The 14891-nt window shown below is 33.9% G+C and carries 14 protein-coding genes; 7 read left to right on the top strand and 7 right to left on the bottom strand.

The features are described from left to right. Positions 1-67 precede the first annotated feature (67 nt). Positions 68-976: a methionyl-tRNA formyltransferase gene (gene fmt / locus ABD692_RS16010; protein WP_344768573.1), complete on the top strand. Its 909-nt coding sequence runs from the start codon at positions 68-70 to the stop codon at positions 974-976. Positions 977-1004: 28 nt separating this feature from the next. Here fmt and ABD692_RS16005 read toward each other — a convergent pair whose 3' ends face one another. From ABD692_RS16005 to ABD692_RS15990, 4 genes are all read right to left on the bottom strand, one after another. After that, complete coding sequence (locus ABD692_RS16005; RefSeq protein WP_344768571.1) at positions 1005-2324, bottom strand: alpha/beta fold hydrolase; 1320 nt, start codon at positions 2322-2324, stop codon at positions 1005-1007. Between the two features lie 81 nt (positions 2325-2405). Continuing rightward, the gene (locus ABD692_RS16000; protein WP_344768569.1) at positions 2406-3230 is read right to left on the bottom strand and encodes a helix-turn-helix domain-containing protein; all 825 of its coding nucleotides are present in this window, start codon (positions 3228-3230) and stop codon (positions 2406-2408) included. 7 nt (positions 3231-3237) lie between these two features. Beyond that, the gene (locus ABD692_RS15995) at positions 3238-4077 is read right to left on the bottom strand and encodes an aminotransferase class IV (RefSeq protein ID WP_344768567.1); all 840 of its coding nucleotides are present in this window, start codon (positions 4075-4077) and stop codon (positions 3238-3240) included. Between the two features lie 3 nt (positions 4078-4080). Beyond that, a complete protein-coding gene (locus tag ABD692_RS15990; RefSeq protein WP_316757287.1) occupies positions 4081-5109 on the bottom strand; it encodes an RluA family pseudouridine synthase in 1029 nt (342 codons plus the stop codon). 766 nt (positions 5110-5875) lie between these two features. On the opposite strand from ABD692_RS15990, the gene ABD692_RS15985 reads away from it, so the two are divergent. The 5 genes from ABD692_RS15985 (at position 5876) to ABD692_RS15965 (ending at position 11415) form a co-directional block, all read left to right on the top strand. Next, complete coding sequence (locus ABD692_RS15985) at positions 5876-6745, top strand: 1-aminocyclopropane-1-carboxylate deaminase/D-cysteine desulfhydrase (protein WP_344768564.1); 870 nt, start codon at positions 5876-5878, stop codon at positions 6743-6745. Between the two features lie 447 nt (positions 6746-7192). Further along, a complete protein-coding gene (lat, locus tag ABD692_RS15980) occupies positions 7193-8524 on the top strand; it encodes an L-lysine 6-transaminase (RefSeq protein ID WP_344768562.1) in 1332 nt (443 codons plus the stop codon). Between the two features lie 2 nt (positions 8525-8526). Then, a complete protein-coding gene (locus ABD692_RS15975) occupies positions 8527-8931 on the top strand; it encodes a hypothetical protein (protein WP_344768560.1) in 405 nt (134 codons plus the stop codon). A 212-nt stretch (positions 8932-9143) separates the two neighbouring features. Beyond that, a complete protein-coding gene (locus ABD692_RS15970; protein WP_344768558.1) occupies positions 9144-10460 on the top strand; it encodes an NAD(P)/FAD-dependent oxidoreductase in 1317 nt (438 codons plus the stop codon). Positions 10461-10554: 94 nt separating this feature from the next. Next, on the top strand, positions 10555-11415 hold the full coding sequence (locus ABD692_RS15965) for a hydroxymethylglutaryl-CoA lyase (RefSeq protein WP_344768556.1): 861 nt from the start codon (positions 10555-10557) through the stop codon (positions 11413-11415). Between the two features lie 155 nt (positions 11416-11570). Here the strand turns inward: ABD692_RS15965 and ABD692_RS15960 are convergent, their stop codons facing one another. The 3 genes from ABD692_RS15960 to fbaA all read right to left on the bottom strand — a co-directional run bounded on the left by ABD692_RS15960 (position 11571) and on the right by fbaA (position 13692). Continuing rightward, positions 11571-11993: a GNAT family N-acetyltransferase gene (locus ABD692_RS15960; RefSeq protein ID WP_316757273.1), complete on the bottom strand. Its 423-nt coding sequence runs from the start codon at positions 11991-11993 to the stop codon at positions 11571-11573. After that, positions 11959-12474 carry a low affinity iron permease family protein gene (locus ABD692_RS15955; RefSeq protein WP_344768553.1) on the bottom strand — a complete coding sequence of 172 codons (516 nt, stop codon included), beginning with the start codon at positions 12472-12474 and terminating at the stop codon, positions 11959-11961. The genes ABD692_RS15960 and ABD692_RS15955 overlap by 35 nt, the downstream gene beginning before the upstream one ends. A 138-nt stretch (positions 12475-12612) precedes the next feature. After that, on the bottom strand, positions 12613-13692 hold the full coding sequence (gene fbaA, locus ABD692_RS15950; RefSeq protein ID WP_316757269.1) for a class II fructose-bisphosphate aldolase: 1080 nt from the start codon (positions 13690-13692) through the stop codon (positions 12613-12615). A 353-nt stretch (positions 13693-14045) separates the two neighbouring features. Between fbaA and accD the strand changes: the two genes are divergently transcribed. Next, the gene (gene accD / locus ABD692_RS15945; RefSeq protein ID WP_316757267.1) at positions 14046-14891 is read left to right on the top strand and encodes an acetyl-CoA carboxylase, carboxyltransferase subunit beta; all 846 of its coding nucleotides are present in this window, start codon (positions 14046-14048) and stop codon (positions 14889-14891) included.

The raw sequence follows: 14891 nt of genomic DNA, 5'->3' as shown, positions 1-14891 counted from the left end.
TTATTTTTAGTTATTTTGCAAAACTTAAAGCCACTGTAAGCTTTATTTAGAAATACAACACTTTCTTATGAAAATAGTTTTTATGGGTACGCCCGATTTCGCAGTTGCTTCTTTAGATGCTTTAGTGCAGGCAAGTTTTAATGTAGTTGCAGTAATTACAGCTCCAGATAAACCTGCTGGCCGCGGACAGAAAATTAATGAAAGTGCTGTAAAAAGATATGCAGTAGAAAAAGGCATTCCTGTTCTACAGCCCGAAAAACTTAAAAACCCTGAATTTTTAGAAGAATTAAAATCGTACGAAGCTGACTTACAAGTTGTAGTTGCTTTTAGAATGTTGCCAGAAGTGGTTTGGAACATGCCTTCAAAAGGAACCATAAATTTACACGGCTCTTTATTACCGCAATACCGTGGTGCTGCACCTATTAATCATGCAATTATAAATGGTGAAAAAGAAAGTGGCGTAACAACTTTCTTTTTAACTCATACTATTGATACTGGTGATATTATTTTGAGCGTTAAAACCCCAATTGCTGATGATGAAACTGCAGGTGAATTACACGATAAATTAATGGTTATCGGAGCCAATTTATTGGTTAAAACGGTTACAGCTATTGCCGAAGGTAATTTCACAGAGCAACCACAACCGCAAAGCGATGTTTTAAAACATGCTCCAAAAATATTTAAAGATGATTGTAAAATAAATTGGAACAACCCATCGCAATTAATTTATAACTTAATTCGAGGCTTGAGCCCATATCCAACGGCTTTTACTTTACTTAATGATAAAACGCTTAAAATTTTCAAAGCAGAACTAGAAAATAAGGAACCAGGCATTGCTGCTGGAGGCTTTTTAAGTGATGGTAAAACTTATCTAAAGTTTGCAACCAAAGATGGTTTTATTAAACTTCTAGATATTCAGTACGAAGGAAAAAAACGCATGTTAATTGAAGATTTTTTAAGAGGAATGCGGTTATAATTCGCATGATCTAATTTAGATGAACCAATTATTGTGCTAAAAAATCCAGAACAGTTTTATTAAAAATACTTGGGTTTTCTTCTGCAATAAAATGCGTTTGCCCTTTAAAAATCATCAGTTTAGAATTTATAATACTTTCGGAGATTAGGCGGGTATGGTTTTCCAAAATATCATCATGCTCTCCTGCCAAAATCAATGTTTTAGCGGTAATCGATTTTAAGCTTTCGGGATTGATATTCGGTTCTTTCAAAAGCATTTCTAATAAACGAATGATTACTAGCAGTTCTTTTTTGTTTTCAGTCTTCATTTTTTTTAGATCTTTCTGCACCATAGACAATGTTTTTTTACTCACGGCATCAGCCGTAGGATTAAGATTTGCTCCCATTGTAATTAACTGGCTAACATATTCGGGGTACTTGCTTGCCATAATTAATGCTGTATTTCCACCATCACTCCAACCCAAAACCGACACTTTTTTGAGATTCAAACTATCCAGTAAAACCTTTAAATCTTCGGCAAACTGAGCATAAGAAAAACTTAAGCTTACCGAATCCTTGCTATTACCTTGCCCTCGGGTATCGATTGCTATAACCTTATATTTTTTTGAAAACTCTGGTATTTGTTTTGAAAAACTATTGATTGAACCACCATTTCCATGAAGGAGTATAAGCGGTTCTCCTGTTCCATAAACCTCATAATAAAGTCTAATACCATTAACGAGCATGAATTTCCCAGCTTTTTTATTCCAACCATAAACAATCTTATTATCGGGTTGAGCATTTTCCGAATGAATTTGTAAAATCTGGTTGTATTTGGCATTAGGTTCTTTAGATATGCCTGCCTTCACCTCAACCTTCTTGGCTACCGATTCAGAATTCTGTAAACCCTTAAGTGGAGATTTTGTTGTTGATTTTTCGAAGTCAGCATTTTCAAGTTTTACATCAATCCAGGCTTCGCTTTCGCTTTTTATTTGAAACCGAATGTTATCGAAATAGAAGTCACCATCACCATAAGTTAGCAGATATAACCATAATTTACTTGCATCTGCATCGATTTCCCCAGAAAATTCAATCTTTTTCCAATCCTCGTTATTAACAATTTTGACCGATTTCTTACGTGTCGGTTCCAAAACATTCAGTTCATCACCAACCTGTAATGCCATAAAAGCAGCTAAACCCTTGCCATCAATAGCTTTCGTTCTCGCTTCAGCACTTAGTTTATAAGTTTTTCCGATAAATTTTTTAACCGAAATTTCTTTTACTAAAGCAATATCGTTAGTAGTGGGTTTCAGCTGTGCTTTTAAATTTAGATTTAAAAAGAGGATCAGAATTGATAAAAAGATTTTCATTATTAGAATTTTAAACCACAATTATTCAATTGCGATGTAAAACTAAGTGAAGTAATTTTGTTGAAATTGTAAAAATGTAAACTACTTGGTAAAAAACCAGTTTCCCGCTCCATTTTTTAATTCAATACCTTCGAAAAACTGCTTGGGCGTAAATCCAGTTAATGATTTAAAAGCTTTAACCATGTGAGATTGATCGTAAAAAAGTGCCTCGTAACCCAACACTGTTAGATTTTTGTCTTCTTTTAATAAATCAATTCTTTTACTTAACGCTTCCCTGAATCTATGAATTTTCCTAAAATCAGCTGGATTTTTACCAACGTAACGACTAAATAATTTATGTATATTTTGCCTGCTTGTATCGTATTTAAGCGCTAGTTCTGTAATGGTAATCTGTTCATCAACTTTGAGCATTTCACTAACCAAATTATCTAATAACAAATGATTAAAATCGTTAAGTTTTGAAAGCCAATAATTTTCTAACATAATGATCTTTACCTCATCACTTGACTCATTCAGTATTGCAGTCATGGTTTCTCGGTAATCATCAAAAGGAAGAAAAGATTTTGAAGAATTAAAAAAAACTGAAAGATTTGGCAAAAATGAGTTTAAACCCAAGGGTTTAAAGCAAAATGTAACTTCGTTGATTTTACCAACATAATTTACTTTTATTGGGCTTTTATAACTGGCGACTAAAATAGAAGTGAAATCCAAATTATCATTTTGTGAAATAACTGCATTGTTATCCTGAAAGTTCACACCCACTTTATGATAGACGGATACACTTATAAAATTGTTCGGAAATGTTAAATACTCTACATCTACTAAGCTTTCTTTCTTAAGAAAATAATATCCTTCTAAGTAAGGTTTTAATCTTTCATCAGCAGTTTTATAAAATTTAACCTGCATTTAAAAACTACAAATTGTTTAATTTTTCGATAAGAAATTTAGAAACCTCATTAAAGTAACGCTTTCTGCCGTAGCCCATAACCCACTGTATGCCCTGAGTAGCATTTGTAATAAAAACTTCTTCAGCTTCTTTTAATATTTCAGGATTGATTTGCGCTTCAATTAACTCCATATCGTTCATTTTAGCAAGCTGCATAATAGCGGTACGCATAACCCCGCTTACGCAACCTTCGGTTAGTGCAGGTGTATATATTTGGTTATTATATACCACAAAAACGTTTGCGCTAATGCTTTCGCACAAGAAACCGTTCTGATTTAAAATCATGGCTTCATCTAATCGATTTTGGCTTTTGAAAATCCCAGCCATTACATAAAGCAAAGCATTTGATGTTTTGAAATTCGAAATTTTATTAACCGACTTCGTCATTTCATCAAAAACGTCGATAATTAAACCTTTTGCATTTAATTCGTATTGATTGCTTTTTAAAGAAATACCTTCTAAAACGTAACCAACCTTATTAACCTCTGGTGTGTAAACGCCTGATCCTTCTCTGTAAATAGAAAGACGTAAACGAGCATTCCCATTCCACTTATTGCGTTTGGCTAATTCTGCAGCTTTTTGGCGTAAAAAGTAGTCGTCCATTAAAGCAAAACCATCCATTTTTAATGCTTTCATACCAGCAGCCAGTCGATCGGCATGTAAATTGGCAAATTGGAGCTTACCGTTCATAAACCTCATACTTTCGAAAAGACCATCACCAAATTTAAAGCTACGGTTGGATGCCGTTAAAACTGGCGTATCAACGGCGTGAAATTCATCATTAAATAAGAGGTATTGTTGAGACATATTTTACGATGCTGCAATATAATTTTCCCACTTAGTAAGTGCAGCTTTAAAATCGGGCGGCAATGGGGATTCAAAATGCATATATTCTTTTGTTGTTGGATGTATAAAACCTAAACTTTGTGCGTGTAAAGCCTGACGAGGTAACAAATCGAAACAGTTATCTACAAATTGCTTGTATTTATTAAACGTTGTTCCTTTTAAAATCTTATCGCCGCCATACATTGCATCATTAAATAATGGATGCCCAATATGTTGCATATGCGCTCTAATTTGGTGCGTTCGACCTGTTTCAAGCTCACAACTAATTAAAGTTACATAACCAAGGCGCTTTAAAACTTTATAATGAGTTACCGACCATTTACCTTTTTCTTCCTCATCATAAATATCCATCACACGGCGATCTTTTACACTTCGACCGATATAACCAGTAACCGTGCCATCATTCTCAATATCACCCCAGGCTAAAGCAATATATTTTCGGGTAATACTGTGATCAAAGAATTGTCTGGCTAAATGGGTTATCGATTTTTCGTTTTTACTAATCAGTAATAAACCCGAGGTATCTTTATCAATTCTATGAACCAAACCTGGTCGGCCATCGTTGCCAGGTAACTGTGGCAATTGCTCAAAGTGAAATGCTAAAGCGTTTACCAGGGTACCTGTATAGTTATTAAATCCAGGATGAACCACCATACCAGCGGCTTTATTTACCACAAGCAAATCGTTGTCTTCGTAAATAATATCTAAAGGTAAATCTTCAGGATAAACTTCGGTATCGCGTGGAGGATGAGGTAAAACAATCGAAATTTCATCTAAAGGCTTAACCTTGTAACTAGCTTTTATTTGTTTCTGATTTACTAAAACATTGCCAGCATCAATAGCATTTTGAATTCGGTTGCGAGAAGCATTTTCTACACGAACCATTAAAAACTTATCAATTCGTAGTAATGATTGACCTTTATCGACAACAATTTTTAAATGTTCGTATAACTCCTGCTCTTCAGTTTCCTGTAATTCGACCGCATTTTCCATGCTGCAAAAATAATCTTTTATGTGCAAGAATTTTAGATTGATTTTAGTTTAGCAAAAACAACTTGCCTTTTCGATATGTACCTCACATTAATAAGCAGTTAGTGATACAAAAATTCATAATTTAAGCTTATTGGCGATTAATTATGCCTACAAACAAAAGTGTTGGCGATATTAAGAATACTGAATCGGGGAATAATATGCTCATTAAAAACATCCATTACAAAGCCGTGGGAACCATAATCTACAGAACATGCTTTGACTATTCAAAAATTCATTTTCTTTACTTTTCAGAAACTGATGTTGTAATATTGATTTTCAGCAATTTCCGATTTATAAAAAACTATTTTATATTTGTCTAACTAATTATTAACAAATAATCTCTCAAATGAATAAAACTCACTCAAAATTACTAGAAATCGCACTTAATAAGATCTAAGTAATTTCAAAACCCGAAGTTTTCTGTCGTCTTAATCTAAATATTTTCATCATCCATTGATTTTTGGCTTGAAAATTCAGAAAATCCGCTTTAGGCGAAATTAATTTTATGTTAACTTTTCAAAAACAATACAACCAATGGCAACATTGGAACGTTATTTGCGCACTCACAATACCTAATCATTTTACACTATGAAAAACTTTACACAAAATGTTAAAATTGTTTTAAACTTCTTCCCCTATTTGGTAAGGAAGATATACTTTAAATAGTAATTTAACAAAAAGAGCTTAAAAAACACTTGCAAATTGCAGGTGTTTTTTAATTTTACATGTGTTTGAAAATATATACACCCCTGTACAGAAATTAGAAATTACTCCTTTCAATAATTTATTTGTTAAGCGAGATGATTTAATTGATCCTTATATATCTGGAAACAAATGGCGTAAGCTGAAATACATTTTAGAAAAAGCCAAATCTCACAACAAATCTCACATCATAACTTTTGGTGGTGCTTATTCTAATCACTTAGTCGCAACGGCAGCAGCTTCGGCTCGTTTGGGTTTAAAATCAACTGCGTTTGTTCGTGGCGATGAAGTTAAAAACGAAATTCTTCTACTTTGTAAGCTATTCGGGATGACTCTTATTTTTACTGACCGAGAAAGCTATAGAGATAAAGAAAAATTATTTAACAATCACTTTCATCATGAAGATAATGCCTATTTTGTAGATGAAGGTGGCGCATCAGCTGAAGCCGTAATTGGTTGTGCTGAAATTGTAGATGAACTTATAGATTCGTACGATCATATTTTTTGTGCTGCTGGAACTGGAACAACCGCCGCGGGTCTTTTAAAAGGAATTCAGAAAAATGGTTTAAAAACGAAACTCCATATAATACCTGTATTAAAAAATGGCTCCTTCATAAACGAGGAAATTTTAAAATATACCCCACATTCTGAAAACTTGGTATTACACCTTAATTATCACTTTGGCGGTTACGCCAAAACAACACCAGAATTATTTAATTTCATTAAATCGTTTACAGCCAGAACAGGATTACTTTTAGACCCTGTTTATACCGCAAAAATGTTTTATGCGATAATTGATTTGCAGAAGCAAAACATAGTTAATGCGAACGATAAAATTTTAGCAATTCATACTGGTGGTTTACTTGGCATTTTCGGGATGAAAGATAAATTCTAATCTTAATAAGGTTCTTCGAATGATTAAAAACAGAGGTTAGATTCCTAATACTTCGGCTCGAAATTCAATTAACGGGTCAAAAAATAGATAGACAAGCTAATTATTACAATTAAATGACACTTTAAAAAAGCAATTAATTTCCTTCCTATTTGCTTTCATATTGATAAAAAATAGTTTTAAATAAACTAAACATTGTTTTCATACCGATACTGGCTTTCGTCTACAAATAGATTAAAAATAAAGCAATCTGCCTCTATTCAATTTAAAGCAATATTCGCTTTTTACCTCTTTTTTAAAAATCCTAATAAAAACACCTTTTAAACTCTTTAAACCTATTTTATTAAGAAAAATAGTGGAATTACAATTTTTAACATTAGGTACAAAAAGTGCCTAAATTTTGATTGCAGGCACATTTTATTAAATTTGAACTATACCAAAACCAAATTTATGTACCAATTAACAGTACCTGCTAACAAAGTTAACGAATCTTTAAACAAGCACATTTTAGCCGATGGTTTCGACCTTACTTACGATATGGAGCAAAGTAATGGTGCTTATATTTATGACTCAAAACACAACAGAACTCTGCTCGATTTCTTCACTTGTTTTGCTTCGGTTCCATTGGGCTACAACCACCCAAAAATGATTAATGATGAAGCCTTTAAAAAAAATCTTTTAATGGCAGCTATGGCTAATCCATCTAATTCAGATGTTTACACTCAACAATATGCTCAATTTGTAGAAACTTTCTCTCAGATTGGAATTCCTGATTATCTTCCTCATGCTTTTTTTATTGCAGGTGGCTCATTAGCTGTAGAAAATGCGATTAAAGTTGCTATGGATTGGAAGGTTCAAAAAAACTTCGAAAAAGGTTACAAAGTAGAAAAAGGTTTTAAAGTTTTACACTTTGAAAAGGCATTCCATGGCCGTTCTGGTTATACCTTAAGCTTAACCAACACTTTGCCTGATAAAACGAAGTGGTTTGCAAAATTCGATTGGCCAAGAGTTAGCATTCCCGAAGTTAAATTCCCTTTATCTGGAGCGAATTTAGATAAAGCCATAAGCACCGAAACCTTATCACTAGCACAAGTAAAACAGGCGTTTAACGACTTTAAAGATGATATTTGTGCTATAATTATTGAGCCAATTCAATCTGAAGGTGGCGATAACCATCTAAGAGAAGAATTTCTAATTCAACTTAGAGAAATTGCCGATGAAAATGATGCCTTTTTAATTTACGATGAAGTACAGACTGGCGTAGGTTTAACAGGTAAATTCTGGTGTCATCAGCATTTCAGCGAAAAAGCTCGTCCAGATATTGTTGCCTTTGGAAAAAAAATGCAGGTTTGCGGAATTTTAGTTGGCGACAAAGTAAACCAAATTGAAACAAATGTTTTCAAAGTTCCAAGTCGTATAAATTCTACCTGGGGTGGTAATTTGGTTGATATGGTACGCTCGACACAAATACTTCAAATTTTAGAAGAAGATAAACTTTGCGATAATGCGACAAAAATTGGCAGCTATCTTAAAGAAAACTTACAAAGTTTTGCTCAAAAATTTGATAAAATGAGCAATGTTCGTGGTCGTGGATTGCTTTGTTCTTTCGATTTTCCAACCGCTGAAATGCGCAATGCTTTTATAACCAAAGGACTTGAAAACAATGTAATGTTTTTAGGTTGTGGCAAGCAAACAATTCGCTTCCGTCCTGCTCTTTGTATCGAGCAAAAACATATTGACGAAGGCTTGACGGTAATGGAAAAAATATTGCCTTTATTGTAGGCATGAATAAGAAAACTGTATCCTACATACTTACAATTGGAATTTTAGTATTAGTTGGCTTTATAATAAAAGGTACTTTTAACCAACCTGGCATAAAAGATATGAAAGCTGGTTTCAAAGAAATTACTAAATATAGAAATGCCAATAACACAGGTCCTGTACAACGGATTTATGTGGTTACGGTTAAAGATTCTATTTGGAAAGAAATGGAAAGCTATGGCAATTTTATGCCACATACAAAATACGGAAACACAAAAGTTTACTTCTTTATGGAAAGTGCAAATGCTCCACAAAGTTTGCAACCAGGAGCAGTAAACTTTGATGTTTCTTTTAACAAATCTTGTATTGCGCTTTACGAAAAAAGTGCCATGAGTCAAATTGCTTTCAACAAGCATCCTTTTAATTAAAAGTTTATTATCTATTAATCTTTATAAAAGCTTAAACAGAGCGTTTTAGATTTCGCAAACAATTGGCTTGATACTCTTTTAAAACACATCGATAGTTTAAGTCATAACTACGTTATATCTTTATCGCGATAGCTTTTATGTGTTAGATAAGGTTGAATTTTTAATATTTGGCTACCTTTTTGTTAAGTTTAAACATATAAAATGCAGATAAGATGGATTTACAACTTCCTAAAAGCGAGTACCCAAGAGTAGTTATAGTTGGCGGTGGATTTGGTGGAATTGAATTAGCTAAACGATTAAAAAATAAACCTTTTCAAGTGGTTATGTTAGATAAGCATAACTATCATACCTTTCAGCCATTACTTTACCAAGTGGCAACTGGAGGTTTAGAAGCAGACTCTATTGCTTTTCCACTTCGCAAAATATTTAAAGGGCAAAAAAACTTAGTTTTTAGAGTTACAAAAGTTACTGAAGTAAATCCAACAGAAAATTGTTTACAAACGGATATTGGTAAAATCAATTACGATTATTTAGTTATTGCAACGGGCTCTACAAGTAATTTCTTTGGGAATAAAGAAATTGAGGACAATTCAATGCCAATGAAATCGATTCCCGAAGCACTGGATTTAAGAAGTTTGATTTTGCAAAATTTCGAGAAATCATTAATCGAAAAAGATCCTAATAAAAAAAGTGCATTATTAAATTTCGTTGTAGTTGGTGGTGGCCCAACTGGTGTAGAAACTTCTGGGGCTATTGCCGAACTTAAGAGACACGTTATCCCTAACGATTACCCTGAAATGGATTTAAGCAAGGTTAATATATACCTTGTTGAAAATTCTCCTGAATTATTAGGACAAATGTCGCTACAAGCTCAAAAAAAATCAAAAGATTTCCTTACAGAAATGGGCGTTCAGATCATGAACGAAACCAGGGTTTTGGGCTACGATGGTCATACACTTACTTTACAAGATAAGCCACCAATTTTGAGCTCTACAGTAATATGGAGTGCTGGCGTTAAAGGCCAGGTTATCCCAGGGCTTGAGAAAGCTGAGATTGTTCGTGGAGGAAGATTAAAAACTGATACTCAAAACTTAGTGGTTGGTTATCCGAATGTGTATGCAATTGGTGATGTTGCTGCAATAATTGATGATGAAACACCTAACGGGCATCCGGGAGTTGCTCCTGCTGCGATTCAACAAGGTCACCAATTAGCTAAAAACCTAATCAATATTAAAGAAAATAAACCCTTAGAAAAATTTAAATATTTCGATAAAGGTTCTATGGCAACTGTTGGTCGAAATAAAGCAGTTGTAGATATCGGAAAAGTTCGTTTTCAGGGCGTTTTCGCTTGGTTTACCTGGATGTTTGTGCACTTGATGACTTTAGTAGGATTTAGAAATAAAATTATAGTTTTTGTTAATTGGGTTTGGAGTTATTTTAGTTACGATAGAGGAACACGATTAATTATCAGAACCTTTGCAAAAGACAGAAGTGTTGATTACAGAGAAGAGGTAAAGGAGGTACATTAGTTATTTTTTAAAGTTTAAACACTAGATTAATGTTTCTAAAAACTTCTTTTCTTTGCGATAAACTTTACGCACTTTGCGATTAACCGGAAATGATATGAGCGAAAATAAATTCAAATTAGTAGAGTGCCCACGTGATGCCATGCAGGGATTACATGATTTTGTACCTACCGAACTTAAATCTGAATACTTGAATTTATTATTGCAAGCTGGCTTCGATACGCTTGATTTTGGAAGTTTCGTTTCGCCCAAAGCGATACCACAAATGGCAGATACAGCAGAAGTTCTAGCCAGTTTAGATCTAAGTAGCACTTCTACCAAACTTTTAGCAATTGTTGCGAACCTAAGAGGCGCGGAAGATGCTGTAAAACATGAACAAATTAATTATTTAGGCTTTCCTTTTTCAATATCCGAAACCTTTCAGCAACGTAATACAAATTCAAGCATAAATCAATCATTAAATACGGTTGAAGATATGTTATCACTTTGTGAAAGAAACAACAAAACCGCTGTAGTTTATTTATCTATGGGATTTGGAAATCCCTATGGAGATGATTGGAATGATGAGATTGTAGAAAAATGGGCAGATGTTTTGGTGCAAAAAGGAGTTAAGATACTCTCATTGGCTGATACAGTTGGGGTCTCAACACCAGAAAAAATTAAGAACATATTACCAAAACTGATTTCAAAATTTAGCAACACAGAAATTGGCATTCATTTACACTCCACTCCTGCCGAACGTTTCGAAAAAATTGAAGCCGCTTACAACTCAGGAGTTAAAAGAATAGATTGTGCTTTAAAAGGCTTCGGCGGTTGCCCAATGGCTGCTGATGATCTAACTGGTAACATTGCGACAGAAGATGTAATCAGCTATTTGAACTCTAAGGGTGAAAAACTTAATTTAAATATGGGTAAATGGGATGAGGCAATCGCTTTGTCTGCCCAGATTTTTCGTTAAGCCTAACTTCCCCACCTTTCTGTTCTAATTGTCGTCATTGCGAGGCACGAAGCAATCCTACAACGATGGGTTAAGATTTCAGGCGATTGAAATTCCTGAACACTATAGATAACGCTTTAAGATTGCTTCATATTTCGCAATCACGAACTGTTTTACTACACCTGCTTAACCATTTTGAAATGCTGAATACCAGCTTCCTCGAACTGCTCTCCTTCTGCAACAAAACCAAATTTTGCGTATAAGCTCATTGCATCTAATTGGGAGTTTAAATAAATATAGTGCGCATCTTCAGGTAAATCAGATAATGCTTCAGCAATTAAAGCTCGCCCAACACCCATTCCTCTAAAATCTTTAAGCACAGCAAAACGTTCCAATTTATATCCCGCATCAGTTTTTCTCCAACGACAAGCTCCGCAAGGCTGCCCGTTATGTGTTGCAAGAAAATGAATGGATTCATCTTCAAACTCCCACTCCAATTCAGGTGGGCAATTTTGTTCATCTACAAATACGATTTTGCGAATAGCAAATACTTTATCTAAATCTTCAGGATGATTTACTTTTTGGACTAGCAAGCTCATTATCTATGTTTTTAAAATGTTTATTCGTTTTTAACTTAAGTTCATTTAACTCTTTTGCCACATCAATAGAATGAGAACAATGAATATCCGTTTCTTTTTTTGCTAAAGTAGCTATCGTAACGTAAAATTTATGTAATTGATCCAATTCTTTTTCCGTTAAATCTTCTATATCAACCATTCTGTTACTTGCTTTTTCATGCGCAGCAATTAACTCATTTAATTTCAGCTGAATAGCTTTTCCATCCTTATTTTGCGCTTTTTGAATAAGAAAAACCATTAAGAAAGTAATGATCGTAGTGCCCGTATTTATAACCAACTGCCAGGTTTCGGAGTAATTAAATATCGGCCCGGTAACGGCCCACACAATTACTATTAAAGTGGCTATAATAAACGCAATCGAACTACCAGTAAATTTCGTTGCAGCATTTGCAAAGCGCTCAAAAAAACTGTTGTTTTTCGCGCTTTTTTTTGATTTAGTCATCGCATTTAATTTGCTTAAATATAACCATAAAACAAACAAAAACGCCATAAGTTTTAAACCTATGGCGTTTTTGTTTGTCGATTAAAACGTAAAAAGTTGTAGTGTTAAAACATTCCAACCTTAAAAGCTTTTAACCAATTAAAGCTTATCATTAGCGTTTACGCAATTTAAATCTTCAAAAGCAATTGTTAAACGTTTAACAAATGTTTCTTCAGCTTTACGTAACCAAACGCGTGGATCATAATATTTCTTATTTGGTTTGTCATCACCATCAGGGTTACCAATTTGGCCTTGAAGGTAAGCTTCATTCTTTTTATAGTATTCTAAAATACCTTCCCAAAATGCCCATTGCATATCAGTATCGATATTCATTTTAATTGCACCATAAGAAATTGCTTCTCTTATTTCTTCTTGCGAAGAACCTGAACCACCGTGGAACACAAAGTTAATTGGTTTCTCAGCTGTTAAATTGAATTTCTCTTTGATAAAATCTTGAGAATTTTTTAAAATAACAGGTTGTAATTTAACATTCCCTGGTTTATAAACGCCATGAACATTACCAAAAGCGGCAGCAACTGTAAAACGAGGAGAAACTTTGCTTAACTCTTCGTAAGCATAAGCAACCTCACTAGGCTGAGTATATAATTTTGAGCTATCTACATCACTATTATCAACACCATCTTCTTCTCCACCTGTAACACCAAGTTCGATTTCGATAGTCATGTTCATTTTTGCCATACGAGCAAAATATTTTGCAGAAATTTCCATGTTTTCTTCAATCGGCTCTTCCGATAAATCTAACATGTGTGAAGAAAACAAAGGTTTTCCAGTTTCAGCGAAGAATTTTTCACCATGGTCTAAAAGGCCATCAATCCAAGGCAACAATTTTTTAGCGGCATGATCTGTATGTAAAACTACAGCAACGCCATAATGTTCTGCCAATAAATGTACATGTTTAGCTGCCGATACAGCACCTAAAATACATGCTTGCAATTTCTCATTATCTAAAGATTTACCTGCGTAAAACTGTGCACCTCCATTAGATAATTGAATCATAACTGGCGAATTTACTGCCTTAGCAGTTTCCAATACCGCGTTAACCGTATTTGTACCGGTTACGTTTACTGCTGGTAAAGCAAACTGATGTTTTTTAGCCTGCTCAAATAATTCTTGAACGGCATCTCCGTAAATTACGCCTTTGTAGCCTTTTAAACTCATCTCTTGTTAATTTTATTAAGTCCGAAGTTATAAAAAAAAATAACATTTCAAGCTTTTGTAACAACAGAATTATTTGCCTTACAACCAAATAAGGCCCATTTAGTGTAAAAAAGACATTATCCTTAGTGTAAAAAAGACACACACGTACGAATTACCAAATTTTAACCCTCAATTTTTAAACTCAATAAATCTGGTAGTGAAATCACCATTATAAAACCTTTTAACTCGATTAATATTTTTAATCAGTAATTTTTAAGCCTTCGCTAGTTTGATAAATGAAATTTGGTTATTGGTAATTTATAAACTTGATTATATTTTTCGTTTCTTTGCAATCCAATTCTTTAAAAAATTATATGGCTTGGTTTAAGAGAGAAAATAAAGGTATCATTACTACCACCGAAGAGAAGAAAGAGGCACCAGATGGCGTGTGGAATAAGTGTCCAAATTGCAAAAAACCGCTACATCAAACAGAATTACAGGAAAACAAATATGTTTGCCACTACTGCGATTACCATTTGAGAGTAGGTTCTAGAGAATATTTTGAAGTTTTATTTGATAATAACGAGTTCAAAGAGCTTTTCGCTAATTTAACATCAGGCGATCCTTTAAACTTTAACGATAATAAACCTTATACCGATAGAATTGTAGAAAGTCAGGCAAAAACTGGCTTAAAGGATGCTATCCGTGCTGGTGTTGGTAAAATTGAAGGACAGGATTTAGTTATTGCCTGTATGGATTTTGCTTTTATTGGTGGTTCGATGGGTTCGGTAGTTGGAGAAAAAATTGCTCGTTCTATCGATTATTCTATCAAACATAAAATTCCATTCCTGATGATTTCAAAATCGGGCGGAGCACGTATGATGGAGGCTGCATTTTCATTAATGCAAATGGCTAAAACCTCGGCCAAATTAGCGCTGTTAAGTCAGGCAAAAATTCCATACATTTCTTTATTAACCGACCCTACAACTGGCGGTGTTACAGCATCTTACGCAATGCTTGGCGACATTAACATTGCAGAACCTGGCGCATTAATCGGCTTTGCTGGTCCGCGTGTAATTAAAGAAACCATTAAAAAAGATTTACCAAAAGGTTTCCAAACGTCTGAATTCGTTTTAGAGCATGGTTTCCTTGATTTTATTGTAGATAGAAGAGCAATGAAAGCTAAATTAGGTTCTTTCATTAAAATGATGAATAACTAA

This window comes from Pedobacter ginsengiterrae (assembly GCF_039537385.1).
GTDB lineage: Bacteria > Bacteroidota > Bacteroidia > Sphingobacteriales > Sphingobacteriaceae > Pedobacter > Pedobacter ginsengiterrae.
Note: the sequence above shows the minus strand (reverse complement) of the source record. Positions and strands in the feature narration are given on the sequence as shown.

Coding starts and splice junctions, on each gene's coding strand:
- fmt (WP_344768573.1), top strand. CDS start 68: ATGAAAATAGTTTTTATGGGTACGCCCGATTTCGCAGTTGCTTCTTTA.
- ABD692_RS16005 (WP_344768571.1), bottom strand. CDS start 2,324: ATGAAAATCTTTTTATCAATTCTGATCCTCTTTTTAAATCTAAATTTA.
- ABD692_RS16000 (WP_344768569.1), bottom strand. CDS start 3,230: ATGCAGGTTAAATTTTATAAAACTGCTGATGAAAGATTAAAACCTTAC.
- ABD692_RS15995 (WP_344768567.1), bottom strand. CDS start 4,077: ATGTCTCAACAATACCTCTTATTTAATGATGAATTTCACGCCGTTGAT.
- ABD692_RS15990 (WP_316757287.1), bottom strand. CDS start 5,109: ATGGAAAATGCGGTCGAATTACAGGAAACTGAAGAGCAGGAGTTATAC.
- lat (WP_344768562.1), top strand. CDS start 7,193: ATGTACCAATTAACAGTACCTGCTAACAAAGTTAACGAATCTTTAAAC.
- ABD692_RS15975 (WP_344768560.1), top strand. CDS start 8,527: ATGAATAAGAAAACTGTATCCTACATACTTACAATTGGAATTTTAGTA.
- ABD692_RS15970 (WP_344768558.1), top strand. CDS start 9,144: ATGGATTTACAACTTCCTAAAAGCGAGTACCCAAGAGTAGTTATAGTT.
- ABD692_RS15965 (WP_344768556.1), top strand. CDS start 10,555: ATGAGCGAAAATAAATTCAAATTAGTAGAGTGCCCACGTGATGCCATG.
- ABD692_RS15960 (WP_316757273.1), bottom strand. CDS start 11,993: ATGAGCTTGCTAGTCCAAAAAGTAAATCATCCTGAAGATTTAGATAAA.
- ABD692_RS15955 (WP_344768553.1), bottom strand. CDS start 12,474: ATGACTAAATCAAAAAAAAGCGCGAAAAACAACAGTTTTTTTGAGCGC.
- fbaA (WP_316757269.1), bottom strand. CDS start 13,692: ATGAGTTTAAAAGGCTACAAAGGCGTAATTTACGGAGATGCCGTTCAA.
- accD (WP_316757267.1), top strand. CDS start 14,046: ATGGCTTGGTTTAAGAGAGAAAATAAAGGTATCATTACTACCACCGAA.